24 protein-coding genes and 1 riboswitch are annotated in these 26,123 nt (G+C 65.0%); of the genes, 9 read left to right on the forward strand and 15 right to left on the reverse strand.

Features of this window, described 5'->3' with window-relative positions:
* Positions 1-45: 45 nt before the first annotated feature.
* Genes QFZ88_RS03940 through QFZ88_RS03955 form a run of 4 tightly spaced genes read left to right on the forward strand, consistent with a single transcriptional unit; the run spans position 46 to position 6,815 of the window.
* Positions 46-2,499: a GcvT family protein gene (locus QFZ88_RS03940; protein ID WP_024926791.1), complete on the forward strand. Its 2,454-nt coding sequence runs from the start codon at positions 46-48 to the stop codon at positions 2,497-2,499.
* On the forward strand, positions 2,496-3,191 hold the full coding sequence (locus QFZ88_RS03945) for an HAD-IA family hydrolase (protein ID WP_024926790.1): 696 nt from the start codon (positions 2,496-2,498) through the stop codon (positions 3,189-3,191). The genes QFZ88_RS03940 and QFZ88_RS03945 overlap by 4 nt, the downstream gene beginning before the upstream one ends.
* A 1-nt stretch (position 3,192) precedes the next feature.
* Positions 3,193-4,374, forward strand: a complete 1,182-nt coding sequence (locus QFZ88_RS03950; RefSeq protein WP_024926789.1) for a pyridoxal phosphate-dependent aminotransferase — start codon at positions 3,193-3,195, stop codon at positions 4,372-4,374.
* Complete coding sequence (locus QFZ88_RS03955; RefSeq protein WP_024926788.1) at positions 4,371-6,815, forward strand: GcvT family protein; 2,445 nt, start codon at positions 4,371-4,373, stop codon at positions 6,813-6,815. The genes QFZ88_RS03950 and QFZ88_RS03955 overlap by 4 nt, the downstream gene beginning before the upstream one ends.
* Before the next feature lie 144 nt (positions 6,816-6,959).
* Here the strand turns inward: QFZ88_RS03955 and QFZ88_RS03960 are convergent, their stop codons facing one another.
* The 6 genes from QFZ88_RS03960 to QFZ88_RS03985 form a co-directional block, all read right to left on the reverse strand.
* The gene (locus QFZ88_RS03960) at positions 6,960-7,544 is read right to left on the reverse strand and encodes an NAD(P)H-dependent oxidoreductase (RefSeq protein ID WP_024926787.1); all 585 of its coding nucleotides are present in this window, start codon (positions 7,542-7,544) and stop codon (positions 6,960-6,962) included.
* Between the two features lie 2 nt (positions 7,545-7,546).
* The gene (locus QFZ88_RS03965) at positions 7,547-8,947 is read right to left on the reverse strand and encodes an FAD-binding oxidoreductase (RefSeq protein ID WP_024926786.1); all 1,401 of its coding nucleotides are present in this window, start codon (positions 8,945-8,947) and stop codon (positions 7,547-7,549) included.
* Entirely contained in the window at positions 8,947-10,257 is a 1,311-nt protein-coding gene (locus tag QFZ88_RS03970; protein ID WP_036254704.1) for a cytosine deaminase, read from the reverse strand. The genes QFZ88_RS03965 and QFZ88_RS03970 overlap by 1 nt, the downstream gene beginning before the upstream one ends.
* Positions 10,258-10,467: 210 nt before the next feature.
* Positions 10,468-11,319: an ABC transporter permease gene (locus QFZ88_RS03975; RefSeq protein ID WP_024926784.1), complete on the reverse strand. Its 852-nt coding sequence runs from the start codon at positions 11,317-11,319 to the stop codon at positions 10,468-10,470.
* Positions 11,316-12,125, reverse strand: coding sequence for an ABC transporter ATP-binding protein (locus QFZ88_RS03980; protein WP_024926783.1), 810 nt, complete (start codon positions 12,123-12,125; stop codon positions 11,316-11,318). The genes QFZ88_RS03975 and QFZ88_RS03980 overlap by 4 nt, the downstream gene beginning before the upstream one ends.
* Before the next feature lie 237 nt (positions 12,126-12,362).
* Positions 12,363-13,370 carry an ABC transporter substrate-binding protein gene (locus QFZ88_RS03985; RefSeq protein WP_024926782.1) on the reverse strand — a complete coding sequence of 336 codons (1,008 nt, stop codon included), beginning with the start codon at positions 13,368-13,370 and terminating at the stop codon, positions 12,363-12,365.
* Positions 13,371-13,705: 335 nt separating this feature from the next.
* Between QFZ88_RS03985 and QFZ88_RS03990 the strand changes: the two genes are divergently transcribed.
* Both QFZ88_RS03990 and QFZ88_RS03995 read left to right on the forward strand, forming a co-directional pair.
* A complete protein-coding gene (locus QFZ88_RS03990; protein WP_024926781.1) occupies positions 13,706-14,089 on the forward strand; it encodes a RidA family protein in 384 nt (127 codons plus the stop codon).
* Positions 14,090-14,345: 256 nt separating this feature from the next.
* On the forward strand, positions 14,346-15,143 hold the full coding sequence (locus tag QFZ88_RS03995; RefSeq protein WP_024926780.1) for a creatininase family protein: 798 nt from the start codon (positions 14,346-14,348) through the stop codon (positions 15,141-15,143).
* Between the two features lie 48 nt (positions 15,144-15,191).
* Here the strand turns inward: QFZ88_RS03995 and QFZ88_RS04000 are convergent, their stop codons facing one another.
* Positions 15,192-15,701 carry a tyrosine phosphatase family protein gene (locus tag QFZ88_RS04000; protein ID WP_024927114.1) on the reverse strand — a complete coding sequence of 170 codons (510 nt, stop codon included), beginning with the start codon at positions 15,699-15,701 and terminating at the stop codon, positions 15,192-15,194.
* Positions 15,698-16,753 carry a threonine-phosphate decarboxylase CobD gene (cobD, locus tag QFZ88_RS04005; protein ID WP_024927115.1) on the reverse strand — a complete coding sequence of 352 codons (1,056 nt, stop codon included), beginning with the start codon at positions 16,751-16,753 and terminating at the stop codon, positions 15,698-15,700. Before cobD ends, QFZ88_RS04000 begins: the two co-directional genes overlap by 4 nt.
* On the opposite strand from cobD, the gene cbiB reads away from it, so the two are divergent.
* Entirely contained in the window at positions 16,752-17,714 is a 963-nt protein-coding gene (gene cbiB, locus QFZ88_RS04010; protein ID WP_024927116.1) for an adenosylcobinamide-phosphate synthase CbiB, read from the forward strand. The two genes, cobD and cbiB, sit on opposite strands and share 2 nt — an antisense overlap.
* Positions 17,715-17,933: 219 nt before the next feature.
* On the opposite strand, the gene cobO is transcribed toward cbiB, so the two are convergent.
* The 5 genes from cobO to QFZ88_RS04035 all read right to left on the reverse strand — a co-directional run bounded on the left by cobO (position 17,934) and on the right by QFZ88_RS04035 (position 21,573).
* Entirely contained in the window at positions 17,934-18,548 is a 615-nt protein-coding gene (gene cobO, locus QFZ88_RS04015; RefSeq protein ID WP_024927117.1) for a cob(I)yrinic acid a,c-diamide adenosyltransferase, read from the reverse strand.
* A 1-nt stretch (position 18,549) separates the two neighbouring features.
* Positions 18,550-19,065, reverse strand: a complete 516-nt coding sequence (gene cobU / locus QFZ88_RS04020; protein ID WP_065998066.1) for a bifunctional adenosylcobinamide kinase/adenosylcobinamide-phosphate guanylyltransferase — start codon at positions 19,063-19,065, stop codon at positions 18,550-18,552.
* Entirely contained in the window at positions 19,058-19,831 is a 774-nt protein-coding gene (locus tag QFZ88_RS04025; RefSeq protein ID WP_024924629.1) for a CbtA family protein, read from the reverse strand. Before QFZ88_RS04025 ends, cobU begins: the two co-directional genes overlap by 8 nt.
* A 16-nt stretch (positions 19,832-19,847) precedes the next feature.
* A complete protein-coding gene (locus QFZ88_RS04030; protein WP_024924628.1) occupies positions 19,848-20,027 on the reverse strand; it encodes a CbtB domain-containing protein in 180 nt (59 codons plus the stop codon).
* 33 nt (positions 20,028-20,060) lie between these two features.
* Positions 20,061-20,259: riboswitch (cobalamin riboswitch) on the reverse strand.
* A gap of 114 nt (positions 20,260-20,373) precedes the next feature.
* Complete coding sequence (locus QFZ88_RS04035; protein ID WP_024924627.1) at positions 20,374-21,573, reverse strand: MFS transporter; 1,200 nt, start codon at positions 21,571-21,573, stop codon at positions 20,374-20,376.
* Between the two features lie 291 nt (positions 21,574-21,864).
* Here QFZ88_RS04035 and QFZ88_RS04040 point away from each other — a divergent pair, with 291 nt between their 5' ends.
* Both QFZ88_RS04040 and QFZ88_RS04045 read left to right on the forward strand, forming a co-directional pair.
* Positions 21,865-22,851 (forward strand): DUF1624 domain-containing protein, encoded by a 987-nt coding sequence (locus QFZ88_RS04040; protein WP_024924625.1) that lies wholly within the window; start codon positions 21,865-21,867, stop codon positions 22,849-22,851.
* Entirely contained in the window at positions 22,848-23,321 is a 474-nt protein-coding gene (locus QFZ88_RS04045) for a methyltransferase family protein (protein ID WP_024924624.1), read from the forward strand. Before QFZ88_RS04040 ends, QFZ88_RS04045 begins: the two co-directional genes overlap by 4 nt.
* A gap of 181 nt (positions 23,322-23,502) precedes the next feature.
* Here QFZ88_RS04045 and QFZ88_RS04050 read toward each other — a convergent pair whose 3' ends face one another.
* The gene (locus QFZ88_RS04050; protein WP_024924623.1) at positions 23,503-24,816 is read right to left on the reverse strand and encodes a homoserine dehydrogenase; all 1,314 of its coding nucleotides are present in this window, start codon (positions 24,814-24,816) and stop codon (positions 23,503-23,505) included.
* Between the two features lie 51 nt (positions 24,817-24,867).
* Entirely contained in the window at positions 24,868-26,085 is a 1,218-nt protein-coding gene (locus QFZ88_RS04055) for an LL-diaminopimelate aminotransferase (protein ID WP_024924622.1), read from the reverse strand.
* Positions 26,086-26,123: the final 38 nt, after the last annotated feature.

A 26,123-nucleotide genomic window follows, 5' to 3' on the forward strand; every position in this document is an offset into this window, starting at 1 on the left:
GATTTTCGGTAAGCACGATGCGCTAGGAAATTGGGGAGGGATAAAATGGCCGGAATTCCGACGACCGCGCGCGTGGTCATCATCGGCGGTGGCGCGGTGGGCGTGTCGGCCCTCTACCATCTGGCCAAGGCCGGCTGGACGGACTGCGTCCTGCTCGAAAAGAACGAGCTGACCTCCGGTTCGACCTGGCACGCGGCCGGCAACGTGCCGACCTTCTCGTCCTCCTGGTCGCTGATGAACATGCAGCGCTATTCGACCGAGCTCTACCGGGGGCTGGCGTCCGAGGTCGATTATCCGATGAACTATCACGTCACCGGCTCGATCCGGCTGGCGCACAGCAAGGAGCGCATGCAGGAGTTCCAGCGCGCCAAAGGCATGGGCCGCTACCAGGGCATGGCGATCGAGGTCATCGGCACCGACGATATCAAGGCACGCTATCCTTTCATCGAGACGCACGAGCTGAAAGGCGCGCTCTACGACCCCAATGACGGCGACATCGACCCCGCCCAGCTCACCCAGGCGCTGGCCAAGGGCGCGCGCGACAAGGGTGCCAAAATCATCCGCTTTTGCCCGGTGACGGGCGTGCGCCGCGATCGCGACGAATGGGTCGTGGCGACCGAACAAGGCGAAATCCGCTGCGAATATGTCGTCAACGCCGCCGGCTACCGCGCAGCCGAAGTCGGCAAGATGTTCGGCCGCGATGTGCCCATGATGGTGATGAGCCATCAATACATCCTCTTCGAGGAAATTCCCGAGCTTGCCGCCTGGTCGAGGGAAGCAGGACACAAATTGCCGTTGCTGCGCGATGTCGATTCTTCCTACTATCTGCGCCAGGAAAAGAACGGCATGAACCTCGGCCCGTATGAGCGCAACTGCCACGCGCATTGGGCCACACCCACCGATCCGATGCCGGCCGACTTCTCGTTCCAGCTTTTCCCCGACGATCTTGAGCGGCTGGAATGGTACCTGAACGATGCCATCGAACGCGTACCAATCCTGGGCACTGCAGGCCTTTCGAAGGTCATCAATGGCCCGATCCCCTACGCGCCGGACGGCAATCCGCTGCTCGGGCCCATGCCCGGCGTGCCCAACGCGTTCGAGGCTTGCGTGTTCACCTTCGGCATCGCCCAGGCCGGCGGCGCCGGCAAGGTGCTGGCCGAATGGGTGACCGAAGGGCAGACCGAGTGGGACATGTGGTCTTGTGACCCGCGCCGCTTCACCGCCTTTGGATCGGCGCCAGACTACGCCGTCGCCAAGGGCATGGAAGTGTATGGGCACGAATATGCCATCCAGTTCCCGCGCCATGTCTGGCCGGCAGTGCGCGACCGCAAGCTTTCGCCGTTGCACGAACGCCTGAAGGCGATGGGCGCGCAGTTCAGCGCCTATAATGGCTGGGAACGTGCCACCTGGTACGCCCGGCCGGGCGACGACACGTCGGAGGACTCGACACAGACCTTCGCACGTTCCGGACCGTGGGAACCGCGCATCCGCGAGGAATGCCTGGCCGTGCGCGACGCCGCCGGCATTCTGGATCTGCCGGGTTTCAGCCGCTTCCGCCTCAAGGGCGCTGGCGCTCGTGCCTGGCTTTCCACCCTGATCACCGGCGTGGTGCCCAAATCTGGTCGCATCGGTCTCGGCTATTTCGCCGACGACAATGGTCGTATCGTCACCGAGATGTCGATCATGGCGCTGGAGGAAGATACCTTCTTCCTGATCACCGCCGCCGTGGCGCAACTGCATGATTTCGAGTGGCTGTCGAAGCAGCTTCCCGAAGCCACGGAAATTGCGCTGCAAGACATGACGGAAGCATTTTCCTGCCAAATCCTCTCCGGGCCGAATTCACGGGCCATCCTGGCTGCGGTTGCTGACGCCGACCTGTCCTTGCCCTGGCTGTCGCACCAGTCCTGCCAGATCGCTGGCCGCTGGTGTCAGCTCGTCCGGGTCTCGTTCGCTGGCGAACTCGGATGGGAAATTCACACCAAGATCGAGGATACGGCGGCCATCTTCGATGCCGTCTGGGTCGCAGGCCAAAAGCACGGGCTGAAACCCTTCGGCATGTACGCGCTCGACAGTCTGCGCCTCGAAAAGGGCTACCGCGCCTGGAAGGGCGATCTTTCCACCGACTACACCGTGCTGCAGGGCGGGCTCGACCGCTTCGTGAAATGGGACAAGCCGGAATTCCGCGGCAAGGCCGCCCTGCTCAACGAAAAGCAGCAGGGCGTGAAGAAACGTTTCGTCACGCTCGTCGTTGAGAATCCCGGCGATTGCGACGCGCCCTATATGTCGACGCTCTGGCATGGCGGGACCATCGTCGGCGAAACCACCTCGGGCGGCTGGGGCTACAGGGTGGACAAATCCATCGCGCTTGGCATGGTGCGCGCCGATCTGGCCGTGCCGGGCACTGTTGTCGAAGTCGAGATTTTCGGCGAGCGCTTCAAGGCCGCGGTCCAGGAAGACAAGCCCTTGTGGGACTCTGAAAACGAAAGGCTACGCGCTTGACGACCCTGCCCTTCCCAGACCACGCCTTCGGCGCTTTCCTGTTCGACATGGACGGCACGATCCTGAGTTCGATCGCTTCCGCCGAGCGGGTGTGGGCGGCGTGGGCGCTGAAACATGGGCTGGATGTCGAAACCTTCCTGCCGACCATTCACGGCGTGCGCGCGGTCGAGACGGTTCGCAATCTGAACCTGCCCGGCGTCGACGTGATGGCAGAGGTTGAGGCGTTGACCCAGGCCGAGCTGGACGATGTCGACGGCGTCGAGGCCATTGCGGGCGCCGCCGCCTTCCTCGGCGCATTGCCGCCTGAGCGTTGGGCCATCGTCACCTCCTCGCCGCGACGCCTGGCGCTGCGCAGGCTGGAGGCCACCGGCCTGCCTTTGCCCCGGCTGATGATCACCGCGGAAGATGTCGTCAACGGCAAGCCGGCGCCGGACTGCTTCCTGCTCGCCGCCGAACGCCTTGGCCAGAAGCCGCAGGACTGCCTTGTTTTCGAGGACGCACCCGCCGGCATCCAGGCGGCGGAGGCGGCCGGTGCCAAGGTCATGGTGATAACGGCCACGCATACACATGTCGCCAGGACACCGCACCCAACGATCCCCGGATATGGGGCGCTGACGCCGCTGCTGGACACCACCGGCAGGCTCACGCTTGCAGCAACCCATCGAACTTCTTTCCAAGACGCGAGCGTTTGACATGCCCAAACCCTCTTCCCGCATTTCCGGCATCACCCCTTCCGGCAAGGACGGCTGGGAGGTGCATTTCGCCGCCTGGCAGCGCAAGGAAGCCGGCGAGGACATCATCATGCTCTCGGTCGGCGACCACGACTTCCATACGCCCGCCGAAACCGTCGAGGCCGGCGTCGCCGCCCTGCGCGCCGGTCATCATCACTACACCCAGCTTCCCGGCATTCCCGCCTTGCGCGAAGCGATGGCGCGGATTTCGACGCGCTGCACGGGCGTTGAAACAAGCGCCGAACAAATCATCGCCACGCCGGGCGGCCAGGCCTCCCTCTATGCCGCCGTGCAAGGCGTGCTTGACCCAGGCGACCACGCCATCGTCGTTGCGCCCTACTATGCCACCTATCCCGGCACCTTCCGTGCCGCCGGCGCCGATTTCACCGTGGTCGAAACCCGCGCCACCGACGGCTTCCAGCCGGATGCAAAGACGATCGAGGCCGCGGTGCGGCCGAACACCCGCGCCATGCTGATCAACACCCCGAACAACCCGACCGGCGCCGTCTATTCGAGGAAATCGCTGGAAGGCATCGCCGATGTCTGCCGCCGGCACGATCTGTGGCTGTTGTCCGACGAGGTCTACTGGACGCTCGGCGGTGGCGAACATTTGTCGCCGCGTGCCCTGCCCGGCATGGCCGAGCGCACGCTGGTCATCAACTCCATGTCGAAGAGCCACGGCATGACCGGCTGGCGCCTTGGCTGGCTGACCGGGCCGGAGGAACTGGTCGCCCTGCTGATCAGCCTCAATCTCGTGACGACCTACGGGCTGACCGATTTCGTCAGCCGCGCGGCGATCGAGGCGCTGAACAACGACTACGGCGTCGACCAGATCGCGGCGCTCTATGCGCGGCGGCGCAAGCTCTTCCTCAACGCCGTGCACGGCATGAACGATGTCACCGTGCGCGGTTCCGAGGGCGGCATGTATGCCATGCTCGATATCAGCGCGGTCGAACCGGACGACGAAAAATTCGCCTGGGCGTTTCTCGAAAACGAGAATGTCGGCGTCATGCCCGGCTCTTCCTTCGGCGATGCCGCGGCCGGCCACATCCGCATCAGCCTGTGCCAGCCCGAACCCGTTCTGCTCGAAGCGGCCGAGAGGCTGCGCCGCTTCGTTTCAGCCTATCGACGCGAGGCCGCATGACCGCACTTCCCCAGAAAGCCCGCGCCGTTATCATCGGCGGCGGCGTATCCGGCTGCTCAGTCGCCTACCATCTCGCGAAACTGGGCTGGACCGACATCGTGCTCCTGGAGCGCAAGCAGTTGACGTCGGGCACCACCTGGCACGCCGCCGGCCTGATCGGCCAGCTGCGCGCCTCGCAGAACATGACGCGGCTCGCCAAATATTCGGCCGACCTCTACGTCAAGCTGGAAGCCGAGACCGAGGTCGCCACCGGCATGCGTCAGGTCGGCTCCATCACCGTCGCGCTCACCGAGGAGCGCAAGCACGAGATCTACCGGCAGGCATCGCTGGCCCGTGCCTTCAACGTCGATGTCCGCGAGATTTCGCCCAGCGAGGTCAAGGAGATGTATCCGCATCTCAATGTGTCCGACGTGGTCGGCGCCGTGCACCTGCCGCTCGACGGCCAATGCGACCCGGCCAACATCGCCATGGCTCTGGCCAAGGGCGCGCGGCAGCGCGGCGCAAAAATCGTCGAGAACGTCAAGGTGACGAAGGTTCATAGCAGGGATGGCCGCGTTTCCGGCGTCTCCTGGGCGCAAGGTGACGAACAAGGCACGATCGAAACCGACATCGTCATCAATTGCGCCGGCATGTGGGCCCGCGAACTGGGTGCGCAGAACGGCGTCACCATCCCGCTGCACGCCTGCGAACACTTTTACCTCGTCACCGAGGCGATTCCCGGCCTTGGCCGCCTGCCAGTCCTGCGCGTGCCTGACGAATGCGCCTACTACAAGGAAGACGCCGGCAAGATGATGCTCGGCGCCTTCGAGCCGGTCGCCAAGCCCTGGGGCATGGACGGCATCCGCGAGGATTTCTGCTTCGACCAGTTGCCCGAGGACATGGACCATTTCGAACCGATCCTCGAAATGGGCGTCAACCGCATGCCGATGCTGGCCACCGCCGGCATCCACACCTTCTTCAACGGGCCGGAAAGCTTTACCCCCGACGATCGCTATTATCTCGGCGAAGCGCCGGAACTATCTGGCTACTGGATGGCCACCGGCTACAATTCGATCGGCATCGTCTCGTCGGGCGGCGCCGGCATGGCGCTGGCGCAATGGATCAATGACGGTGAAGCCCCGTTCGACCTTTGGGAGGTCGACATCCGTCGCACCCAGCCCTTCCAGAAGAACCGCCGCTATCTGAAGGAACGCGTTTCCGAAACACTCGGCCTGCTCTACGCCGACCATTTTCCGTACCGACAGATGGCGACGTCCCGTAACATCAGGCGCTCGCCCCTGCACGAACACCTGAAGGCGCGCGGCGCCGTGTTCGGCGAAGTCGCCGGCTGGGAGCGCGCCAACTGGTTCGCCAGGGAGGGCCAGGAGCGCGAGTACCGCTATTCCTGGAAGCGGCAGAACTGGTTCGGCAACCAGCGCGACGAACATCTCGCCGTCCGCAACGGCGTCGGCCTGTTCGACATGACCTCGTTCGGCAAAATCAGGATAGAAGGCCGCGACGCGTTGACCTTCCTGCAACGCCTCTGCGCCAACGACATGGACGTGGCGCCTGGCAAAATCGTCTACACACAGATGCTGAATGGCAAGGGTGGCATCGAGAGCGATCTCACCGTGTCGCGGCTTTCCGAGATGGCCTTCCTCGCCGTCGTTCCAGGCGCCACCTTGCAGCGCGATCTTGCCTGGCTGCGCAAGCATCTCACCGACGAATTCGTCGTCATCACCGACGTCACGTCGGCCGAAAGTGTGCTTTGCCTGATGGGGCCTTACGCGCGGGATTTGATTCAAAAGGTGAGCCCGAACGATTTCTCGAACGACAGAAATCCGTTCGGCACCTGGCAGGAAATCGAGATTGGCATGGGCCTCGCCCGCGCCCACCGCGTCACCTATGTCGGCGAGCTCGGCTGGGAGCTTTATGTGCCGACCGACCAGACCGCGCATGTGTTCGAAGCCATCGAAGAAGCCGGCCAGGACTTCGGTTTGAAACTCTGCGGCCTGCACACATTGGATTCCTGCCGCATCGAAAAGGCGTTTCGCCATTTCGGGCATGACATCACCGACGAGGACCACGTTCTGGAGGCCGGTCTCGGCTTCGCCGTGAAAACCGGCAAGGGCGATTTCCTCGGCCGCGACGCGGTGCTGCGCAGGAAGGATGCCGGCCTCGACCGCCGTTTGGTGCAATTCCGCCTCACCGATCCCGAACCCTTGCTGTTCCACAACGAGGCGATCGTTCGTGACGGCAAGATCGTCGGAACCGTCACTTCCGGCAATTACGGCCATCATCTCGGCGGCGCCATCGGGCTCGGCTACGTGCCTTGCCAGGGTGAAACGGAAGCGGATGTGCTGGCGTCATCCTACGAGATCGAAATCGCCGGCGAGCGTTTTGCCGCCGAGGCTTCATTGAAGCCGATATACGATCCAAAGGCCGAGCGGGTGCGGATGTAGGCGCCCCTTCCTTCTCCCCGTTCACGGGGAGAAGGTGACCCGAAGGGTCGGATGAGGGGCAGCGCTAGCCTCGGGGAATCCGGCGCTGCCCCTCACCTGCCTGCCGGCATCCTCTCCCCGTAAACAGGGAGAGGAAAGCTAATTTCAAAACGCCTGCAATTTCTGGCGCACCTGGCCAAGGAAAGCCGCGCGGCTCTCCGGCGTCGAGGCGTCCATCAGGTAGTGCGCCAGGAACAGCGTCTTGCAACGCTTCGCGCAAAGCGCGCGAATGCCGCGCAGAATGGTCTTGCGGCCAGGATGGCCAACCACGTGCGACCACCAGCGCGGTGCGCCGCAAGTCGTCACCACCGCGATCTTCTGGACATGGCCCATCAGCGGCGTGATCCGTCCGCCCGCGTCGAGCGAAAAGGCCACGTCCTTTGCCCAGACGCGGTCGAGCCAGCCCTTCAGCATCGCCGGCAGCCCATACCACCAGGTCGGATAGATGAACACGATCGCTTCGGCCCAGTTCAGATGCGCGATATGGGCGGCGAGTGCCGGATCGACCGGGGCGCGTTCATTGTAGTCGCGCCGCTCGCCATCGCGCATCACCGGGTCGAAATTCTCGGCATAGAGGTCGACCAGCCGTGCCTCGCACCCTTTCCCGGCGATGCCTTCAAGTGCGGCATCGCGCACGGCAGCGCAGAAGCTCTCCGGCACCGGATGGCAATAGACGACGAGTACCCGCATGCCTACCTCGCCGCCAAGCCTTTGAACAGAAACGTCTTTCCCGAGCGATAGTCGTAATCTGGATTTTCCCACGCGATCATCTTGCCGGGATTGAGCAACCCCTGCGGGTCGGCTTGCCGCTTGAAGGCAAGCTGGATGGCATCAGTCTGTTTCATGCCGCCCTCCTCCAGCGTGTAGCGGTGCGGGTTGAAGATCGGGCAGCCATTCTCCTCGAACAGCCGCACGATCTCGTCCAGCCGTTCCTCCGTGGTGAAGCGCACGAGATTGAGCCCGAAACAGGTGATGTTGCCGTCGAGACGCACGAATTCGAGGTGCGAAAAGACCTCTCCCGGGAACATCGCATCCATCTTTTCAACCAGTGCCAACTGGTTGGGGAACGGGTAGAGCGACTGCAGATAGGTGATCGACGGGTCGACCCGCAAAGCCCTCAGCGTCGTGTGGTTCCAGGCAAGCTCATAGGCCGGCGGCAGGCCCTTCTTGTCCTCGTCTCTTGCCGTCGCCGCATTGTAGGCGATTTCGCCGCCCTCGCGGCGGGTGAAGGCCAGGAAAGCATCGAGCGCATGCGGCGCGACCATCACCGCGCAGATGCTTTGCCCCTCACGCAGGAATTTCTGGTGCCGCTTGAAATAGAGTTGCGGCACGGGTGCGGCGATCGGCGTGATCAACTTGGTCAACAGCCCGTCCTGGCAGGCGAGCGCGTTGCCGTAGCGCGCCGCGCCCATGAAGCTGTCAAAGCCGACCAGCACGTCCACCCAGTCATAGGCGGCCGTCAGCGGCATCTCGACCTCGGTGATGATACCGTTGGTGCCGTAGGCGTGGGTCACCTTGTGCAGATCCTCGCCGGTCAGTTCCAGCACCTTGGGTTCCGCCTCCATGGTGACGACACGCAGCCGGATGATGTTGCCGAAGTCGCGCAAGCCGCCGAAATTGATCGATCCGACGCCACCCGAGCCGCCGGCGATGAAGCCGCCGATCGAAGCGGTGTTGTAGGTGGAAGGGTGCAGGCGCAATTCCTGCGCCGAATGGGCACGCGTCGCGCGGTCGATATCGGCCAGGATGGCGCCCGGTCCGCACACCACACGACCCGGAGAAATCGCAACGATTTCATCGAGTTCGGCGAGATTGAGCACGACGCCACCAGACAGCGGCATCGCCTGCCCGTAATTGCCGGTGCCGGTGCCGCGCGGCGTGACCGGGACGCCAAGGCGGTGGCAAGCGGCGAGCACGCGGATGACCTCGGCCTGCGTTTTCGGCGTCACCACCAGATCGCCGCTGACATGGTCGAGCTGCCGCTTCAGAACCGGGCTGTACCAGTAGAAATCGCGGCTCTTCTGCTGGACGATCTTCTCGTTGTCCTCGATCTTCAACCCATCGAGATCGCGTTTCAGCGCCGCAAGATCCATCATTCCACCATCAGTTCGTCGAGTTCGGCATAGTCGGGCAAGGCAGCGTCAACCGGTTTTCCCGCTCGGATGACGACGCGGTCGGACTCCGGCCGCGACAACAACTCGGTCCAGCTTCTTCCTTTGAAAACAATAAGATCGGCCGGGCCGCCGGCGGCCAAAGTGCCCGCGCTGTCCAAGCGCATCATCGCCGCCGGCGTCGCCGTCACCGCCTTCGGCCAGTCGCCGACCGGGTGGTCGAGATGCAGAATGCGTGTCGCCATGCGGTAGACTTCCAGCATGTCGAGATCGCCATAGGCGTAGAACGGATCGCGCGTGTTGTCGGAGGCGACCGCGACCGGAATGCCGCGCGCCTTCATTTCATGCAGCAGCGTCACCCCGCGCCAGCGCGGTGTCGTGCCATCCAGCCGGCGGTCCTGGAGATAAAGATTGCACATCGGCAGCGAGACGACGGCGATCCCGGCTTGCGCCACCTTGTCCAGGGTGTCGAGAACATCGCTGTCCGGTTGGCGCGCCAGCGAGCAGCAGTGGCCAACCAGGATCTTGCCCTGGAAGCGATGTCGAAGTGCGGCTTCCGCTATTCTTTTCAAGGAGATAGCGTCGACCGCGTCGGTCTCGTCGGCATGGAAGTCGAGGTCGAGATCATGCTCGATCGCGAGTTGGAACATCCGGTCGAGCAGCAGGTCGAGGTCGGGTACCATATAGGTGACGGCGCCCAGCATACCGCGGGCCGACGCCACACGCCGGGCCAGGCCGGCAAACCAGGCCGCGTCGCGGGTTTCCTCGATACCGACCAGGCAGACGGCCTGCAAGTCCATGATTCCGCGCCATTTTTCCCGCGTTGCCTCAAACACCGGCCAGGAGATCGCATCCTGGGGTGCTGCGCTGTCGAGATGCGTGCGGATGGCTTTGGTTCCGTGCGCGAAAGCCGTCCGCAATGCAAAATCCATGCGCGCCGACACGTCTTTTGCGCTCCAGCGCGTCGTTCTGTCGGCATTTGTCGCATGCAATGCGCCCGCAAAGGAACCGTCCGGATTGGGGCTGCGCGGCCAGATATGACCCTTGTCGAGATGGGTGTGGCAATCGACGAAACAGGGTAGAACGATGCGGCCCTTGAGGTCGATGGCGCCCGGCGAAGGCGACGGCCGATGGGCCGCGATCGACGCGATGCGGCCGTCGGCAACCGTGATATCGGCGCGCACGAAGCCGTCCGCGTCCGCTGGACCGTCCAGCTCGGCCGTCAGCGACAGGTGAAGGCGGGCGTTTTCAAGCACATAACTGCCAGATTGTGGGATCGGCAGCCTGCTCATGTCGCCGCTCCGCCGACCTTCGGCCAGCGCTTGGATGTGGAGAGAATCCGGATTTCGCGACGCGGTGAAAAAGTTTTGCGCTTGTTTGTCATGGCTTTATCGCGAAAGGGCTGTCGATGGCGGTCGGGATTTGTTCACCTGCCCCCTTGATGGTGCAGAATCCGCCTGAATTGATGCAAGTTCCCGCCAAAACGCGGCATCTGTCCGCCATCACGCCTCCTGCTTCAAGGCGCTCTCGTGCCAGCGACGCAGGACGAGATGCGACAGCAGCGACAACACCAGGAAAATGACGATGCCGGTCACCGAAATCAGGATCAGCGCCGCGAACAGGCGCGGCGCGTTCAGCCGGTAGCCCGCCTCGATGATACGCGAGGCGAGACCCGACGCCTGGCCCGACGTGCCGGCGACGAATTCGGCCACCACCGCGCCGATCAAGGACAGGCCGCCGGCGATCTTCAGGCCGCCGAGGAAATAGGGCATGGCGGCCGGCAGGCGCAGGTGCCACAGCTCCTGCCAGCGCGAGGCGCCGTTCAGCCGGAACAGGTCGCGCAGATTGCGGTCGACCGAATTCAGACCCAGCGTCGTGTTGGACAGGATCGGGAAGAAGGCGACGATCCAGGCGCAGAGCAGAAGCTTGGCGGTCTGGTTGTCGACATAGATGTTGATGAGCGGGAAGATCGCCACGATCGGCGTGACCTGCAAAATGACGGCGAACGGGAAGAACGACATCTCCACCCATTTCGACTGGGCAAACAGCACCGCCAGCCCCACCCCGCCGACGATGGCGAGCGCGAGGCTCAGGAAGGTGATCTTGAGCGTCACCCACAGTGAGGAGAACAGCAGCGGCGCATCGTCCTGCAGGGTCTGCAGCACCACGCCCGGCCTCGGCAGGATGTATTTCGGAATGTCGTTCCACACGCACAGCCGGTCCCACAGCCAGACCGAGACCACCATGATGGCGAGCGGCAGCACCCAGCCGCCGATCTTCTCCAGCCGTTGCTGGCGCACGCGCCGCGCTTCTTCCGGGTCGAGCGCCACCGGCCGCACCTCGAGCGTCGTCATCGCCGCGCCTCCGCCTTGGCGCTCATCGCCGCGCCCAGCACCTCCGATGCCTGCCGGCACAGAGCGGCATAGGCCGGCGAGGTGCGGAAGGCCTCGTCGCGCGGGTAATGCGCCTCCACCGCCATGTCGCGGAAGACACGGCCCGGCTGCGCCGCCATCACCACGATGCGGTTGGAGAGAAACACGCTTTCGAACACGCTGTGGGTGACGAAGATGGCGGTGAACCGCTCCTGCTGCCACAGTTCCAGAAGGTCGTTGTTGAGCTTGAAGCGGGTGATCTCGTCGAGCGCCGCGAATGGCTCGTCCATCAACAGAACGCGCGGCTTGGTGACCATGGCGCGCGCGATGGAGACACGCATCTTCATGCCGCCGGAAAGCTCGCGCGGCACCGCGTCGGCGAAGTTTTCCAGATGGACGCGCGCCAGCATCTCCATCACCGCCGACGTGGCCTTGAGCCGCGACACGCCGCGCAGCCGCAACGGCAGCCAGACATTGTCGAAGACGCTCGCCCAGGGCAGCAGGGTCGGCTCCTGGAAGACGAAGCCGACGCAATCGTCGCCCAGCGCCTTTTGCCATTCCAGCGCGCCGGACGTCGGCGTCGACAGCCCGGCGATCAGCCTGAGCGCGGTCGACTTGCCACAGCCGGAAGGCCCGAGCAGGCTGACGAAATCACCCTGGCTGATGGTGAGATTGACATTGTCGAGCGCGGTGACCCCGTTGGAGAACACCTTGCCGACGCCGCGCAGGTGAAGCAGCGGCGTGCCGCTGTCGATGCCCTCCCCGCGCATAACCGTCTGCTGCAACATCAGTGCCTTTCCGTGGATAAATGCTCATCCCTTCTCCCCTTGCGGGAGAAGGTGGCCGAGCCGAAAGCGAAGTCGGATGAGGTGGGCCGGACGGAGTGCGAACTTGCCACGCCTAGGCGGGCGACCGAACAGGACGGCAGGATTTTGAAGTGCATCGTTTCTTCCAACACCCCTCATCCGTCCCGGCACTGCGCGCCGGGCCACCTTCTCCCGCAAGGGGAGAAGGTGAAGCCGCACTCACTTCTTCAGATTGAGCCCGACGCCCTTGTTCACGAACTGCAGCGTATAGGCCTTCTTGATGTCGATGCCGGCGGGCAGAACCTTGGCCTTGACCATCTTGTCGTAGAAACTCTGCATGCGTTCGTCGGTCATGGCGCCGATGCCGAGCTTCTCGCTCTCGCCGGAATCGACGATGCCGTACTTCTTCATCATCTCGATGGAGAAGGCGATCTGCTCGTCGTTGATGTCGGGATTGTCCTTCTTGATGGCGGCGTTGGCGGCCTTGTTGTCGCCGTAGAGGTAGTTGTACCAGCCCTTGGCCGAGCCATCGACGAAGCACTGCACCACCTCCGGCCGCTTGTCGATCGTGGTCTGCATGGCCTCGATGGTGGTGGCGTAGGTGTTGAAGCCGTAGTCGGCGAGCAGGAAGAGGTTGGGCTGGAAGCCGCCCTCCTTGGCCACCGCATGCGGCTCGGAGGTGACGTAACCCTGCTGGACCGACTTCTTGTTGGCGATGAAGGCAGCCGGGTTGAAGGTGTAGACGGCGCGCTTGGCGGGATCGAAGCCGAACTCGGAGACCATCCACAGGAAGAAGGAGGTCGCCCCCTCGTCGCCGATAATGTACTGGTCGGCCTTCGGCAGGTCCTCCCACTTGTCCAGGCCCTGGCCCGGATGCGCCATGATGACCTGCGGCTCCTTCTGGAAGGAGGCGGCGACGACGCGCAGCGGAATGCCCTGCTGCACCGCGTCGAAGGCCTGCAGCATGTTGCCACCCATGTAGAAATCGACCTTGCCGGCCAACAGCAGCGGCCGGCCGCTGCCTTGCGGCCCGCCTTGCTGGATGGTGACGTCCAGCCCGCAGGCGGCATAGGAGCCGTCGGCCACAGCCTGGTAGTAGCCGCCATGTTCGGCCTGGGCCAGCCAGTTGGTGGCGAAGATTACCTTCTCGTTCGCCGCCGCCGTCGACATCCAGCCGCCAAGCAGCGCCGCCGCGGCCACCATTGTTCCTGCCAATACCCGTGTCATCGATTTCCCCTTCCATCCGCCCGCAACGGGCACAAAGACACCGTCGATCGATCACGCAAGACACATGCCACCCAACCGGTGGCGGCATTGCGCCGACGGTGCCAGCCTTCGACCCGTGACGTGAACCCGTGACCTGCAGCTCCTGTCGCCATCGTGCCCATTTTCCGGGCAGCTGTCCATCAGCGCTTCGTGTTGAAAGTAATGCCGGCAGTGCAAAAGCAGTGCTTGAACCAAGCCCCCGCCCGGCTCTAGTTTCGCCGCCTCGGATGCGTCGAGATTAGAGCTGGTCGGCCGACCTCGCCCGGGTCTCAACGCGTCCCCAAAAGGAGACCGCCATGTTCCGATATCTGATGCCGAAGACGATCAAGCCGCCATTCGCGCGCTACAGCCACGGCGTCGAAGTGCCGGCCGGCAAGCGGCTCATCCTGTGCGCGGGCCAGGTGGCGATCACCGCCGACGACCAAATTCCCGAAGGCGTCGAGGAACAGGCCGAACTCTGCTTCAAGAACATCGCCGCGGTGCTGGCCGAGGCCGGCCTTGGCCTGAACGACGTGGTGCGCATCAATGCCTATGTCACCGACCGCGCCTATCTGAAACCCTATATGGCGGTGCGCGACCGGACATTTTCGGACCCGGCGCCGGCCTCGACGCTGATGATCGTCACCGGTTTCGCCAGGCCCGAATTCAAGGTCGAGGTGGAAGTGATCGCGGCCGGGTGAGAAACGGAACCTTCCCCTTCTCCCCTTGCGGGAGAAGGTGGCCGAGCCGGGCGGCGTAGCCGCCATTGGCGAGGTCGGATGAGGGGTGCTGGACGGAACGCCATGGTAGGATGAAATGGGGTGAGAGATATGGAATTGAAATGCCTCGTTTCTTCCAGCACCCCTCATCCGTCTCGGCGCAACGCGCCGATCCACCTTCTCCCACAAGGGGAGAAGGGAAATGCACCACCCCAGCAACGATGCGGAGACTGACATTATGACGAAAAGACGCGTGTGGTGGGGCGACTACAGGACCACCGAATATGCCTCGATCGACCCGGAAACGACGATCGCGGTGCTGCCGGTGGCGGCGATCGAGCAGCATGGGCCGCATCTGCCGGTGTCGACCGACACCTCGATCATGAACGGCATGCTGGAGACGGTGATCGCGCGCCTGCCGGCCGATCTCGACATCCGCATCCTGCCGGTGCAGGCGGTCGGCAAATCCAACGAGCATCTCGAAGCGCCGGGCACGCTGACCTTGCCGCCGGCGACGCTGATCGACGCCTGGACCGAGCTCGGCCTCTCCATCGCCCGCGCCGGGGTGAGGAAGCTCGTCATCGTCAACTCGCATGGCGGCAATGAAGAGATCATGGGTATCGTCACGCGCGAGCTGCGGGTGCGCGAAAGGATGTTGGCGGTGAAGACGAGCTGGTCGCGCTTCGGCCGCCCGGCCGGGCTCTACAGCGAGGCGGAAGACCGCTGGGGCATCCATGGCGGCGACTACGAGACCTCCATGATGCTGCATTTCCGGCCCGAGCTGGTCGACATGGGCAAGGCCGAGAATTTCGTCTCGAAGGTGGTCGAGGCCGAGAAGACGTTTTCGCTGCTGCGCCACACCGGCACCCATGCCTTCGCCTGGATGTCGCAGGACCTCAACCCGCATGGCGTGGTCGGCGAGGCCGCCAAGGCAACCGCCGACAAGGGCCGGCAGACCGCCGAACACCAGGCCGACGGCTTCATCACGCTGCTGAAGGATGTGCGCAAGGCGAGGTTGGATGAGTGGGTGAAGTAAGAGGCGCCTTATCTCCCCCCGCAAGGGGGAGATAGAGGCGCCAGCACCCTACCCTTCAATCTCCAGCTCGAACGGCACGCCCTCGAAGGCATCGGCGCCGCGGCCGATCGAGGCGATGGCGGCGACCATGCGGCCGTTGCGGCCAAGAATGTGGTCGGCCACGGCGACGAGGCGCGGATTGGGCGTCGCGGAGGGAGAGAGAAAGCGCAGCGTCCTGGCCAGTTCCAGCTCGTCGCGCTTCGGCGCCAGTGCCGCGGCGATGATATAGGCGGAAGCCGTCGAGCGGCTGATGCCGGCATAACAGTTCACCACCAGCGGCCGCGCGCGGTTCCAGCCCTCGGCGAAGGCAAGCAGCGCGCGCACATGCTCCTCGCCGGGCAGCGTCATGCCCTCCTGCGCCTCGGCGATGTCGTGCATGACCAGATGCAGATGGTTTTCCGGCCGGATCGCGGCGGGGCGCAACATGTCGGTGCCGGCGGCAAGCAGCGACAACAGCCGCTCGGCGCCGGCGCGGTTGACGGTGGCCTCGACCTTGGAGAGCGGGCAGACGATGATCATGCGCGGATCCTGTTTTGGCGAGCTTCGCCCGTCGCGGCCCAACCGGCAAGGGCGGCTTCGAGGCGGCGCCACTCGTCCTCGTTGCCGGGCAAGCCGGACCGCAGCGCATGCGGGCGCTGCGCGAAATGGCGCAAAAGGATGCCTTGCCGGCCGAGCGCTTCGAACAGGCCGGGCGCGCCGGCGAAATCGAGATAGCGGAACAGCGTCGTGCCGCCGGCGACCGTAACGCCATGGTGGGCAAACAGCGCATCGAGCCGCGCGGCATCCTCAGCCAGCCGCTGCCGCATCGCCTGCTGCCAGGCAATATCGCCGAGCGCCGCGATACCGTATTCCAGCGTCGGGCCTGCCACCGCCCATGGCCCAAGCTGGCTGTCGAGTAGTGCGGCCGTCGCCGTGTCGGCGAGCGCGAAGCCCAGCCGCACGCCGGCGAGGCCGAAGAATTTGCCGAAGGAGCGCAGTACCACCAGCCCGCCCCGCCCAATGTCGCCGGCGAGGCTGTCCTCGCGCGGGCCGACATCCATGAAGGCTTCGTCGACCACCAATAACCCGCCTTTGGCTTTCATCCGGGCGGCGAGCGCCAGCAGATCGTCGCGCGCGACGACGCGGCCGTCGGGATTGTTGGGATTGACCAGTATGGCCAGATCAGCCTCGGCAAGCGCCGCGAAATTTGTCACTTCGGCCACCTTATGACCGGCGACGGCGGCGGCGCGCGCGTGTTCGGCATAGGTCGGCGACAACACCAGCGCGCGACCGGGCGCCACCAGCGAGGCGACACGCGGCAACAGGATCTGGGTGCCAGGTGCTGCCACCACATTGGCCCGCGCCGGGGCGCCATAGGCGGTGGCGGCGACAGTCGCCAGCTCGGCCGACCTCGCCGCCTCCGGCAGTCTGGTGAAGGCGGTGGCGGGCGGCTCGAAAAGCGGATAGGAGTGCGGATTGATCCCGGTCGAGAGATCGACGAACGGTTCCGGTGCGCCAGGAAACAGCGCCCGCGCCCGGCCGAGGCTTCCGCCGTGATCCACCGCTGCAATCGCCTCGCCTGGAAGCCGCATGTTCGCCCTGACCGCCTTTCTGTCGCTGCTGATCGAATCTCGGCTCGGCTATCCCGACCGGCTGTTCCGTGCCGTCGGCCATCCGGTGACCTGGATCGGCGCCCTGATATCCTGTCTCGACCGCGGGCTCAACCGCGCCGCCGACAGCGACGCCGCGCGTCGCATGGCCGGCGTCTTTTCGCTGCTGGTCATCGTCATGGTGCCGGCAACCATCGCCCGCCTGGCCGAGACGGCGCTTTTGGCGCTGCCGCTCGGCATTGTCGCGGTGGCGCTGCTGGCGAGTTCGCTGCTGTCGCAGAAGAGCCTGGCTGCCCATGTCGAGGCGGTGGCGGACGCGCTGGACTCGGGCGGGCTGACGGCCGGCCGCAAGGCGGTCTCCATGATCGTCGGCCGCGACCCTGAAAAACTCGACGAGGCGGCGGTCGGCCGCGCGGCGATCGAAAGCCTGGCCGAGAATTTCTCCGACGGCATCGTCGCGCCCGCCTTCTGGCTGGGCATCGGCGGGCTGGCCGGCGGCGTCGCCTACAAGGCCGCCAACACCGCCGATTCCATGATCGGCCACCGCAGCGAGCGCCACGAGGCCTTTGGCTGGGCGGCGGCGCGCTTCGACGATCTGATCAATTTGCCCGCCTCGCGCCTGACCGGCCTTTTGATCGTCGCTGCCGCCTTCTTCGTCAGGGGTGCCGACCCGGCCGAGGCCTGGCGCGCCATGTGGCGCGACGCGCGCTTTCACCGCTCGCCCAATGCCGGCTGGCCGGAAGCCGCGATGGCAGGTGCGCTGGGTCTGGCGCTCGCCGGTCCACGCTCCTATGGCGGCGTGCTGGTCGAAGGCCGCCATATGGGCGAAGGCGGCCGCACCGCCGTCACCAGCGCTGACATCCGCCAAGCGCTCCGGCTCTATTGGGCGGCCGACATGCTGCTGATCGCGCTGTTCGGGGTGGTGGCGCTGGTGCTGTGGTAGGCGACGGCGGTCTTCCTTCTCCCCTTGTGGGAGAAGGTGGCCGAGCCGAAGGCGAGGTCGGATGAGGGGTGTTGGCCGGAGCGCAACTTACCCAAACCAGGATAGCGCCGAAGCAATTCTATTCTCGCGCCGTCTCGTTTCTTCCAACACCCCTCATCCGTCTCGGCGCTACGCGCCGATCCACCTTCTCCCTCAGGGGGAGAAGGGAAGTAAAGGTGCCTAAAACTCGATGCCCTGCTGCGCCTTCACGCCGGCGGAAAAGTGGTGCTTGGTGGCGCCCATTTCGGTGACGAGGTCGGCGGCTTCGACCAGCGACGGCTTGGCGTTGCGGCCGGTGACGACGACATGCAGCCCCTCGCGCCGGCCCTTCAGCGCCGCCACGACACGGTCGAGGTCGAGATAATCGTAGCGCAGCGCGATGTTCAATTCGTCCAGCACCAAGAGGCTGATCGACGGGTCGACCATCAGTTCCTCGACCTTGACCCAGGCGGCTTGCGCCGCCGCGACGTCGCGCTTCAGGTCCTGCGTTTCCCAGGTAAAACCCTCGCCCATCGAATGCCACACGACGCGCTCGCCGAAAGCCGCGAAGGCCTCGCGCTCGCCGGTGTGCCATTTGCCCTTGATGAACTGCACAACGCCGACGCGCCGGCCGTAACCCAGCATGCGCAGCGCCAGGCCGAAGGCGGCGGTGGTCTTGCCCTTGCCGGGCCCCGTGTTGACGATCAGCAGGCCTTTTTCGATTGTCTTTGCCGCCACCTCGGCGTCCTGCACGGCCTTGCGCTTGGCCATCTTGGCGCGATGGCGCTCGGCTTCCGCCTCGTCGATCCCGGTCATGTCATTTCACCTTGAGCGGCAGGCCGGCAACCGTCAGCACCACTTCACTGGCGACCGAGGCGACCTGCTGGTTGAGACGCCCGGCGGCGTCGCGAAAACGGCGGGCCAGCGCATTGTCGGGCACGATGCCCAGGCCCACCTCGTTGGAAACCACGAACCATGGGCCGCGCGGTTTGGCGAGCGTGGCGACAAGGCGCGCGCATTCGGCCTCGACATCGTGTTCGGCCAGCATGTGGTTGGTGAGCCAGAGCGTCAGGCAATCGACCAGCACCGGCCGCCCCGACGGCAAACTCGTGAGCGCGCCGACAAGGTCGAGCGGCGCATCGAGCGTTTCCCACCCTTCGCCACGGCGGGCGCGGTGATGGGCGATGCGCTCGCGCATCTCCTCGTCATAGGCTTGTGCGGTGGCAATGTAGGTCCACGGCGCCGGCAGCGCTGTAATGAGTTTTTCGGCATGCGCGCTCTTGCCCGAGCGCGCACCGCCGATGATGAAGCAAACGCTTTGCCGATCAGGCAAAGCTGTCGCGAAGGTTCGACGCCTGCCCGGTGAAGCGACCGCGCACGATGCCGACGACGGCGCCGAGCACCAGCCAGAACACCAGATTGGTGATGGTGACCGCCACCACGAACTGGTGGTGCAGGCCTTCCGGGATCGGCGTGTCGTAGCTTGCCGGCTGCGGCGCGCCGACGATGTGCGGCGCGACGATCAGCGCGACCGCCAGGATCGTCAGCGGCAGCGAGCGGCGGAAGGCGATCAGCGCCAGGCCGATCGCCGTTGCCACCACCGTTGCCACCCACCAGATCTGCCGGGGCAGAAGGTCGGCGGCGGGCATGGCCGGCAGTTCCGGCGGCAGGCCGAGGCCCGGCGCCAGCGTGAAGACGGCAAAGCCGGCCAGACCCCAGAACACGCCCTGGCGCCAGTTGCCGATGCCGCCGGCGAATTCCGAGAAGGCGACAAGGATCAGCGCGAAGCCGATGCCGGTGACGATATTGGAGACCACGTTGAAGGAGAAGCGCTCGGCGCCATCGGCGGGCGCCCAGCCTTCCTCTTCGGCCGGAGCGGCGGCGGCCGGGGCCGGCGTGCTCATGGCGGTGGTGGCCGCGCCGGCATCAGCCGCGGGAGCAGCCGGCGCCGGATGCTCGTGACCGCCGCCGGCCTGTTCATAGACCTCGGCCTTCAGGATCAGCGGAACGGTGGCATAGGCCTGCAGGCAGGCGAGCACGATGCCGGCCAATAGCCCAGCGATCGCCGCGACGAACACGACGTTGCGAAAAACAGACATGGTGGGTTCCCCCTGGTTAGTGGCAGGGGAACGCCATCGAGTGGCGTGCATCGTGGGCGGCGTTGTGCACGGCCTCGATATGCGAGAAGCCAGTGAAGCCGACGATGAAAATGCCGAGCAGGCCGGCCAGCGCCAGTTGCAGGAAGCGCGACTGCGAGGAGGTCGAGGCGCCGAGGGAAATGGTTGCGGTATTCATGGTCTGTCCTTTCGCCCTCCACCCGAGGGCATTGCCATCATTGCTGTCGCCGGCAGGTCTCCTGGCTTGCGGATCTGCGCCCTTCTCCACCTTCCCGAGGCGAACCTCAGTGGCATTGGAGAGGACTACCGCTCACAGTTGCGGGGGCAGCCACGGTTTCGGACGGACATTTTCTTCCCTCCCCACCGTATTCCCTCTTGGTCCCGAAGGGACCGACGACATCGTGGACTATAGGGAGAATTGCGCCGCCCGGCAAACCAAATTCCGCCATCGGTGGATGCAGAAGCGTCATCGTGCGGACCGGGCGCCATCCCTTCTCCCCTTGCGGGAGAAGGAAAGGCGCTCGCTACATCGACTTCGGCAGGTAGCGCCAGGTGACAAGGCCGCAGACGGCGGCGAGGCAGCCAAGCGTGGCGAAGACCGAGCCCAGCCCGAAAAAGGCCAGCACCACGGAATAGACCAGCGGCGGCGTCAGCTCCGAAAAGTCGAGATAGGTGCGGTAGACGGCCGCCATCTGCGGACGCTCATAGGTGCGCACCGAGCGCATGAAGGCGGTGGAACCGATGGCATCCAATGCGATGGTGAACAGGGCGCCGACCAGCAACAGGCCGGCAGTGGCGAGCGGCACGAGTTCGCCGATGGCGCCGGCCAGCCAAAGCGATATCGCCATCCCGGCAAAGGCGAGCGTCATCACGTTGCGGGCGCCGTAGCGTTTGCCCGCCCTGCCCCAGAAGATCGCCAGGAACAGCATCGCGTTGCCGGCCGAAACCAGCAGACCGCCAGCCAGCTTGCCCTGGCCGGTGATGACCATGAACAAGGGACCGTAGACGAAGAAGGTGGTCCAGTAGCAGGAGCGGCCGAAGGCGATCAGCCAGGCGAGCCTCAGCCGGGGCTGGCGCACGAAGCGGCCGATATTGGCGAGCGGATTGATGGGTCGGCTCTTGCCCGGCACGATCATCGGGTTGTCGCCCAGCCGGTAGTACCAGAACAGCGCCAGCAGGCAGAGCGCGAACACCGCGACCGCGCCATGCGCGGCATAGATGCCGTAATGCGTGTAGAGGAAAATGCCGAGCGTCGGACCGGTGGTCCAGGCGATCATCGACCACGCCATGCGCAGCGACTCGGCCTGCATCAGGTCCGCCTTGCGGATATGATCCATGATGTAGAGGTTGAGCGTGATCGACAGCGCGCTCGCCCCCATCACCCGGCACAGCATGCCGAAGATCTGCCCCGGCAAGGAATGGGTGACGAAAAACAGCGAGCCGATGGCGAGCAAAAGCGCGCCGGCGGTGTAGACCCAGCGGCGCGCGAAGCGGTGGATCAGCATCGGCATGAACAGCGTCGCCGACAGGCCGAGCAACGAGACGATGGTGTAGAGGATCGACACCGTCTGCTCGTTCTTCAGGATCTCGTAGGCCTGGATGGGAATGACCGAGGCGATCGTCGCCCGGGCGCAGGATTCGATCGAATAGAGCGAAGCGAAGGTGCGCGCATCCGCCGGCGGTACGGCCGGTAGCCAGATGGGATGGCGGACATGCGTGGACATGAATTCTCGAATTCGCGACTCGTGAAGGAAATCTGCGTCGGCGACGCTCAGGCCAGTAGCAGGAAACCGACGCACTCGTGCCCGATTGCGAAGCCGGCCAACGGGTTTGCGCGATTTGGCACAATGAGGTCTTGCACCGCCTCGTTCCTTGCAGCCCACTCACCCGTCTCGGCGCTGCGCCGAGCCACCTTCTCCCGCGAGGAGGAGAAGGGAAAGCCCTCGCCTCGCCATTCTTGTTTCACCCGCATCCGTGCTAGGCATGGCCCAGTCGCAATTTCCGAATCCCGCCGCATGAGCCTCGAAACCTCGACCTCCCCCTCCCGTCGCATTCCGCTGATCGACGTCCTGCGCGGCGTGGCGCTGTTGGCGATGGCCAGCTACCACTTCACCTGGGATCTCGAATTCTTCGGCTATACCAGCCTTGGGCTGACCGCGCACGGCCCGTGGAAGATCTATGCGCGCTGCATCGCCTCGACCTTCCTGTTCCTGGTCGGCGTATCGCTGCTTCTGGCGCATGGCGAGCGCATCCGCTGGCCGGGTTTCTGGAAGCGGCTGGCCATGGTGGTGGCGGCGGCGGCCGCGATCACGCTGGTGACCTATTTCGCCACGCCGGGAAGCTTCATCTTCTTTGGCATCCTGCACCAGATAGCGCTCGCCAGCCTGCTCGGCCTTCTCTTCCTGCGCCTGCCGGCGCCGGTGACGCTGGCGGTGGCGGCGCTGGCGGTTGCCGCCCCCTTCTATCTGCGCTCGCCCTTGTTCGACCATCCGGCGCTGTTGTGGGTCGGCCTGTCCACGGCCGATCCGCGCTCGAACGACTATGTGCCGCTGTTTCCCTGGTTCGGCGCCGTGCTGGCGGGTATCGGCGCGGCGAAGCTTGCCAAGGCCGCCGGCCTGTTCGAGCGGCTGGCGCGCGTCTCCACCGGCCAGGCGCTCAACCCGCTCTCCTTCATCGGCCGGCATAGCCTCGCCTTCTACCTCCTCCACCAGCCGGTTCTGATCGCCTCAGTGTGGCTGTTCGCGCAAATCTGGCCGGCACCGGCGCAGGACCCGAAGATCGGCTTCCCCAAAGCCTGCCAGGCCTCGTGTCTCGAGAGCCGCGACGCCGCCTTCTGCGTGCGCTATTGTGGTTGCATGCTGACTGCGGTCGAGAAGGACGGATTGCTGGCCGGCATCATGAAGGGCGACCCATCGGCCTCGACCAGAGCCCGCATCGGCGACCTGGCCAGCACCTGCACCGCCCAGACCGATGACGCGATGAGTACGGGAGAGCCGCAATGACCGACACCGCCGCACGCCTGCCGTTTCCGCTGCCGCCAGTGATCTTCCTGGTCGCGCTGATTGTCGGCATCGGGCTGGACATCGTCTACCCGCTGCCCTGGTTCGGCGACGTTCTGGGCGACATCCTGTTCGGCTTCGGCTGGCTGGCGGCGCTCGGCGCGGTGGCGTTGTGGTTCACCGCCATCCGCATGATGTTTCGGGCCAAGACGCCGCTGAACCCGGTCGCCATGCCCACCCAGCTGTTGACCGGCGGTCCGTTCGGCATCAGCCGCAACCCGATCTATCTGTCGCTGGCCACACTCGTCATCGGCATCGCCCTGATCACCGGCAATCCCTGGCTGATACCGCTCGCCTTCATCGCCGGCTTCGTCACCCAGAAAGCGGTGATCGAGCGCGAGGAAAAGACGCTCGCCGGCAAATTCGGCAAGAAGTATCACGACTACGCCAAGCGCGTGCGCCGCTGGATATGAGCTAGCGATTACGCCCGTGTGGCTAGTCACTCACAACTCACACTATTCAAGCGCGGAGCATATTAGGCAGCCGCAACCTGTCGCGCCGTCATTCCCGACCTCGTGAGGGAGCGAAGCGACCGGAGAGTGTCGGGAATGACGGAAATCTCGGCCGGCTGCCCGAAATCAGGTGGCTCCGGGATTAACCCGCCCGTTCGATACGGATGACCTGCGGCTTGTCGGTGAGATGACCATCCTTGGTGATGCCCTCGACCGCCTTGCGCACCGCCGCTTCCGTGGTTTCGTGGGTGACGAGGATGACGGTCTTCTTCTCGGCCGCCTCCGGCCCGACCGCGTGCTGCACGATCGATTCCAGCGAAATGTCGTTGTCGGCCATGCGCTTGGCCACCGCCGCGAAGACGCCGACGCGGTCGTGCACGGTCAGCCGGATGAAATAGCCGCCGGCGTGGCTGCGCATCTGCGCCTTCTTGTAGGTCTTGAGCTCCTTGGCCGGGCGGCCGAACACCGGTCCGTGCTGGAAGCCGGGGCGGCTCTTGGCGATGTCGGCAAGGTCGCCGACCACCGCGGACGCCGTGGCATTGCCGCCGGCGCCGGGGCCGGAAAGCAGCAATTCGCCCAGAATGTCGGTCTCGATGGCCACCGCATTGGTGACGCCATGCACCTGCGCGATCACCGAAGCGGTCGGCACCATGGTCGGGTGCACGCGCTGCTCGATGCCGCTTTCGGTGCGCTGAGCCACGCCCAAGAGCTTGATGCGGTAGCCGAGCTCGGCGGCGGCGCGGATGTCGGCCTGGCTGATGTTGGAGATGCCCTCCAGATAGATGTCGTCGGCCGCGATCTTGTTGCCGAAGGCAAGGCTGGTCAGGATCGCCAGCTTGTGGGCGGTATCGTTGCCCTCGATGTCGAAGGTCGGGTCGGCTTCGGCATAACCCAGACGCTGGGCGTCCTTCAGGCATTCCTCGAAGGTCAGGCCCTCGGCTTCCATGCGGGTGAGGATGTAGTTGCAGGTGCCGTTGAGGATGCCGAAGACCCTGGTGACCGAATTGCCGGCCATCGCCTCGCGCATGGTCTTGATGACCGGAATGCCGCCGGCCACCGCCGCCTCGTAGTTGAGCAGCACGCCCTTCTTCTCGGCGATCTCGGCCAGCGCCACGCCATGCTTGGCGAGCAGCGCCTTGTTGGCGGTGACCACATGGCGGCCGGCCTCGAGCGCGGCCTTGACGCTTTCGCGCGCGGCTCCCTCGTCGCCGCCGATCAATTCGATGAAGACGTCGATCTCGTTGGAACGGGCGAGATCGACCGGATTTTCGAACCACGAGACGGTGGAAAGGTCGACGCCGCGGTCCTTGTTGCGGTCGCGCGCCGAGACGGCTGTGACGGTGATGGTGCGGCCGCACTGGCGGGTGAGCTCGGCCGCCTTTTCGGTGAGCACGCGCACGACCGAGGCCCCGACGGTGCCGAGGCCGGCAATTCCAACACGCAAGGATTCAGCCATGATGGACGGCCCCTCTTTCTCGATCTTTCAGGATGATTGGTGGCAGGCGGCTCAGCGATGCGCCGCCAGCGGCACCACGTTGTTGGGCTGCTTGGCGACGGTCGCCAGGAACTTCTTGATGTTGCGGGCCGCCTGCCGGATGCGATGCTCGTTCTCGACCAGCGCCAGGCGCACATAGTCGTCGCCATGCTCGCCGAAGCCGATGCCCGGCGCCACCGCCACGTCGGCGTGCTCGATCAGCAGCTTTGAGAATTCCAGCGAGCCGAGATGCTTGAACGGCTCGGGGATCGGCGCCCAGGCGAACATCGTCGCCGCCGGTGCCGGAATGTCCCAGCCGGCGCGGCCGAAGGCGTCGACCATCACGTCGCGGCGCTTGTGATAAACGTCGCGCACTTCCTCGATGTCGGTCCCGTCGCCGTTCAGCGCGGCGGTCGCCGCCACCTGGATCGGCGTGAAGGCACCATAGTCGAGATAGGACTTCACCCGCGTCAGCGCCGCGATCAGGCGCTCGTTGCCGACGGCAAAACCCATGCGCCAGCCGGGCATGGAGAAGGTCTTCGACATCGAGGTGAACTCGACCGTGCAGTCGATGGCGCCCGGCACCTGCAGCACCGAGGGCGGCGGGTTGCCGTCGAAATAGATCTCCGAATAGGCGAGATCCGACAGGATGATGATGTCGTTCTTCTTCGCGAAGGCGACGACGTCCTTGTAGAAGTCGAGCGTCGCGACATAGGCCGTCGGGTTCGACGGATAGTTGAGGATCAGCGCCAGCGGCTTCGGGATCGAATGGCGCACGCCGCGCTCCAGCGCCGGAATGAAGCTGTCATCGGGCTTGGCCTGCAGCGAACGGATGACGCCGCCCGACATGATGAAGCCGAAGGCGTGGATCGGATAGGTCGGATCGGGGCACAGGACCACGTCGCCCGGCGCGGTGATGGCCTGCGCCATGTTGGCGAAGCCTTCCTTGGAACCGAGCGTGGCGACGACCTGGGTGTCGGGATTGAGCTTCACGCCGAAACGGCGGGCATAATAATTGGCCTGGGCGCGGCGCAGGCCGGGAATGCCGCGCGAGGAGGAATAACGATGCGTGCGCGGATCGCGCACCACTTCGCACAGCTTGTCGACGATGGCCTTCGGGGTGGGAAGGTCGGGATTGCCCATGCCGAGATCGATGATGTCGGCGCCACGGGAGCGCGCGCTGGCCTTCAGGCGATTGACCTGCTCGAAGACGTAGGGCGGAAGACGGCGGACCTTGTGAAATTCTTCCATGTCAGTTCCAGCGATCGAGGGGCGCGCTTGGCGGCGCC

Origin of the sequence: Mesorhizobium sp. YL-MeA3-2017, assembly GCF_030814575.1 — a bacterium.
Lineage (GTDB): Bacteria > Pseudomonadota > Alphaproteobacteria > Rhizobiales > Rhizobiaceae > Mesorhizobium > Mesorhizobium terrae.

Excerpts from the sequence above, each read along its gene's own strand:
- QFZ88_RS03960 (WP_024926787.1), bottom strand. The coding sequence starts at position 7,544 with ATGCGGGTACTCGTCGTCTATTGCCATCCGGTGCCGGAGAGCTTCTGC.
- cobD (WP_024927115.1), bottom strand. The coding sequence starts at position 16,753 with ATGCGGCTTCCAGGCGAGGCGATTGCAGCGGTGGATCACGGCGGAAGC.
- QFZ88_RS04035 (WP_024924627.1), bottom strand. The coding sequence starts at position 21,573 with ATGTCCACGCATGTCCGCCATCCCATCTGGCTACCGGCCGTACCGCCG.
- QFZ88_RS03975 (WP_024926784.1), bottom strand. The coding sequence starts at position 11,319 with ATGACGACGCTCGAGGTGCGGCCGGTGGCGCTCGACCCGGAAGAAGCG.
- cbiB (WP_024927116.1), top strand. The coding sequence starts at position 16,752 with ATGTTCGCCCTGACCGCCTTTCTGTCGCTGCTGATCGAATCTCGGCTC.
- QFZ88_RS04030 (WP_024924628.1), bottom strand. The coding sequence starts at position 20,027 with ATGAATACCGCAACCATTTCCCTCGGCGCCTCGACCTCCTCGCAGTCG.
- QFZ88_RS04025 (WP_024924629.1), bottom strand. The coding sequence starts at position 19,831 with ATGTCTGTTTTTCGCAACGTCGTGTTCGTCGCGGCGATCGCTGGGCTA.
- QFZ88_RS04045 (WP_024924624.1), top strand. The coding sequence starts at position 22,848 with ATGACCGACACCGCCGCACGCCTGCCGTTTCCGCTGCCGCCAGTGATC.
- QFZ88_RS03980 (WP_024926783.1), bottom strand. The coding sequence starts at position 12,125 with ATGTTGCAGCAGACGGTTATGCGCGGGGAGGGCATCGACAGCGGCACG.
- QFZ88_RS03985 (WP_024926782.1), bottom strand. The coding sequence starts at position 13,370 with ATGACACGGGTATTGGCAGGAACAATGGTGGCCGCGGCGGCGCTGCTT.
- QFZ88_RS03955 (WP_024926788.1), top strand. The coding sequence starts at position 4,371 with ATGACCGCACTTCCCCAGAAAGCCCGCGCCGTTATCATCGGCGGCGGC.
- QFZ88_RS03990 (WP_024926781.1), top strand. The coding sequence starts at position 13,706 with ATGTTCCGATATCTGATGCCGAAGACGATCAAGCCGCCATTCGCGCGC.
- QFZ88_RS04055 (WP_024924622.1), bottom strand. The coding sequence starts at position 26,085 with ATGGAAGAATTTCACAAGGTCCGCCGTCTTCCGCCCTACGTCTTCGAG.
- QFZ88_RS03965 (WP_024926786.1), bottom strand. The coding sequence starts at position 8,947 with ATGGATCTTGCGGCGCTGAAACGCGATCTCGATGGGTTGAAGATCGAG.
- QFZ88_RS04040 (WP_024924625.1), top strand. The coding sequence starts at position 21,865 with ATGAGCCTCGAAACCTCGACCTCCCCCTCCCGTCGCATTCCGCTGATC.
- QFZ88_RS03970 (WP_036254704.1), bottom strand. The coding sequence starts at position 10,257 with ATGAGCAGGCTGCCGATCCCACAATCTGGCAGTTATGTGCTTGAAAAC.
- QFZ88_RS04050 (WP_024924623.1), bottom strand. The coding sequence starts at position 24,816 with ATGGCTGAATCCTTGCGTGTTGGAATTGCCGGCCTCGGCACCGTCGGG.
- QFZ88_RS04000 (WP_024927114.1), bottom strand. The coding sequence starts at position 15,701 with ATGATCATCGTCTGCCCGCTCTCCAAGGTCGAGGCCACCGTCAACCGC.
- QFZ88_RS03995 (WP_024926780.1), top strand. The coding sequence starts at position 14,346 with ATGACGAAAAGACGCGTGTGGTGGGGCGACTACAGGACCACCGAATAT.
- cobO (WP_024927117.1), bottom strand. The coding sequence starts at position 18,548 with ATGACCGGGATCGACGAGGCGGAAGCCGAGCGCCATCGCGCCAAGATG.
- QFZ88_RS03950 (WP_024926789.1), top strand. The coding sequence starts at position 3,193 with ATGCCCAAACCCTCTTCCCGCATTTCCGGCATCACCCCTTCCGGCAAG.
- QFZ88_RS03940 (WP_024926791.1), top strand. The coding sequence starts at position 46 with ATGGCCGGAATTCCGACGACCGCGCGCGTGGTCATCATCGGCGGTGGC.